At 74.1% G+C, this 2026-nt stretch carries 2 protein-coding genes; one reads left to right on the forward strand and one right to left on the reverse strand.

Translation table 11 applies throughout. The annotated features are described in order from the left end of the window. The first annotated feature begins 40 nt into the window (after window positions 1-40). The gene (locus tag E1193_RS31235; RefSeq protein WP_132186712.1) at window positions 41-442 is read left to right on the forward strand and encodes a rhodanese-like domain-containing protein; all 402 of its coding nucleotides are present in this window, start codon (window positions 41-43) and stop codon (window positions 440-442) included. Between the two features lie 35 nt (window positions 443-477). Here the strand turns inward: E1193_RS31235 and E1193_RS31240 are convergent, their stop codons facing one another. Continuing rightward, window positions 478-2019 (reverse strand): cobyric acid synthase, encoded by a 1542-nt coding sequence (locus E1193_RS31240; RefSeq protein ID WP_132186713.1) that lies wholly within the window; start codon window positions 2017-2019, stop codon window positions 478-480. Window positions 2020-2026: the final 7 nt, after the last annotated feature.

The following is a 2026-nucleotide window of genomic DNA, read 5'->3' on the forward strand; positions in this document are numbered from 1 at the left end:
GACCAGGGCCGGGCATGATCTGGACGTGCTCAATGACGTGATGAGTCCAGGTGTGGACGCCCTGCTGGAACAGGCCCGGGCCGGGCTGCGCCGGCTGAGCCCGCAGCAGACGGCCGAGGCGGTGCGGGCCGGTGCTCTGCTGGTGGACACCCGCACCGAGGCGCAGCGCCGCGAGCAGGGTGAGCTGCCCGGCGCGATCGTCATCGACCGGAACGTGCTGGAGTGGCGGCTCGACCCGGCCAGCGAGTGGCGCATCGCGGAGGCGACCGGCTACGACCGGGAGATCGTCGTGGTGTGCCGGCACGGCTACAGCTCCAGCCTGGCCGCCGCGAGCCTCCAGGCGCTGGGGCTGCGCAACGCCACCGACATGGTCGGCGGGGTACAGGCATGGCGGGAGGCGGGCCTGCCGCTCAACGACGGCCCAGCCGACGTCCGCCACTGATTTCCCGGCCGCCGGGTCGCCGGCTGCCCCGGCGGTCAGGTCGAGGGGGGCGCGCCGGGCGGGATGAACGGCAGCCCGGCCGGGGGCCCGGACTCGATCAGCCGCCAGAGCGCGTCCGTGTCCAGGTGTTCCTCGACCAGGTCGCCGAGCAGATCCAGGGAGCGTTCGCGGGCGGCGGCGAAGGCGGTGTCGGGGGCCACCCGGAAGCCGTACTGGCCGGCTGTGTGGGCCACCTCGGTGAGAAACCGGCGGCGGAACTCGTCGGACTCGAACGCGCCATGCCAGTGGGTGCCGTACACCGTGCCCAGCCGGGCACCCTCGCCCGTGCCGTCGGCGTACCTGAGCAACGGCGGGAGGGTCGGATCGGCGGTCGAGACGTACCCGTGATGGATCTCGTAGCCGCGCACCGGGACGCCGCCGGCCGTGCCGGCGGACTGCCGGACGGTCTTGCGCGGAGCGAAGGTGATCTCGACGGGGAGCAGGCCCAGCCCGGGGACGGTGCCCCGGCGGCTCTCCACCGGGTCGTGAACGGCCCGGGCGAGCATCTGGAAGCCACCGCAGATGCCCAGCAGCGGCCGACCGGCCGCCGCGTGCGCGGTGACCGCGTCGGCCAGGCCGGTTTCCCGCAGCCAGGCCAGGTCGGCGACGGTGGACTTGGAACCGGGCAGTACGACCAGGTCGGCGGCGGCCAGCTCGGCGGGTTCGACGGTCAGCCGGACCCGGACGCCGGGCTCGGTGGCGAGCGCCTCGACGTCGGTGGCGTTGCTGATCCGGGGCAGCCGGACCACGGCGACGTCGAGCCAGCCGGTGCCGTGTGGGGCGGCCGGGCGGCCCAGCACCCGCCCGTACGCCAGGGAGTCCTCGGCGTCGAGCCAGAGGTCGAGGTGCCAGGGCAGCACCCCGTACGTGGGCCGGCCGGTGACCCGGTGCAGCATGTCCAGCCCCGGTTTCAGCAGGCCGGGGTCGCCCCGGAACTTGTTGATCACAAATCCGGCGACGAGTGCCTGGTCAGCCGGGTCGAGCAGGGCGACCGTGCCGAACATGGCGGCGAACACGCCGCCCCGGTCGATGTCACCGACCACGATCGTGGGCAGGCCGGCGTGTCGGGCCAGTCCCATGTTGACGTAGTCGCCGGCGCGCAGGTTGATCTCGGCCGGGCTGCCCGCGCCCTCGCAGACCACCACGTCGTACGCCGCGCGCAGCTCGGCCAGCGCCGCGTTGGCGGTCTCGGCCAGGCGCGGACGCAGCTGCCGGAAGTTGCCGGCGGTGACCGTGTCGACGGCCTCGCCGAGGAGCACCACCTGGCTGGCCAGGTCGCTGCCCGGTTTCAGCAACACCGGGTTGAACCGCAGGTCCGGCGGGATGCCGCAGGCCGCCGCCTGCATGGCCTGGGCCCGGCCGATCTCGCCACCCCGGCCGTCGGAGCCGACCACCACGGCGGAGTTGTTCGACATGTTCTGCGCCTTGAACGGGGCGACCTTCACCCCGCGCCGGTGCAGCCACCGGCAGATGCCGGCGGTGAGCACGCTCTTGCCCGCGTCGGAGGTGGTGCCCGCGACGAGCAGCCCCCCGCTCACCGACCCC

It is taken from the genome of Micromonospora sp. KC606 (genome assembly GCF_004348675.1).
In the GTDB taxonomy this organism is placed as follows: Bacteria; Actinomycetota; Actinomycetes; order Mycobacteriales; family Micromonosporaceae; genus Micromonospora.

Excerpts from the sequence above, each read along its gene's own strand:
- E1193_RS31235 (WP_132186712.1), top strand. The coding sequence starts at position 41 with ATGAGTCCAGGTGTGGACGCCCTGCTGGAACAGGCCCGGGCCGGGCTG.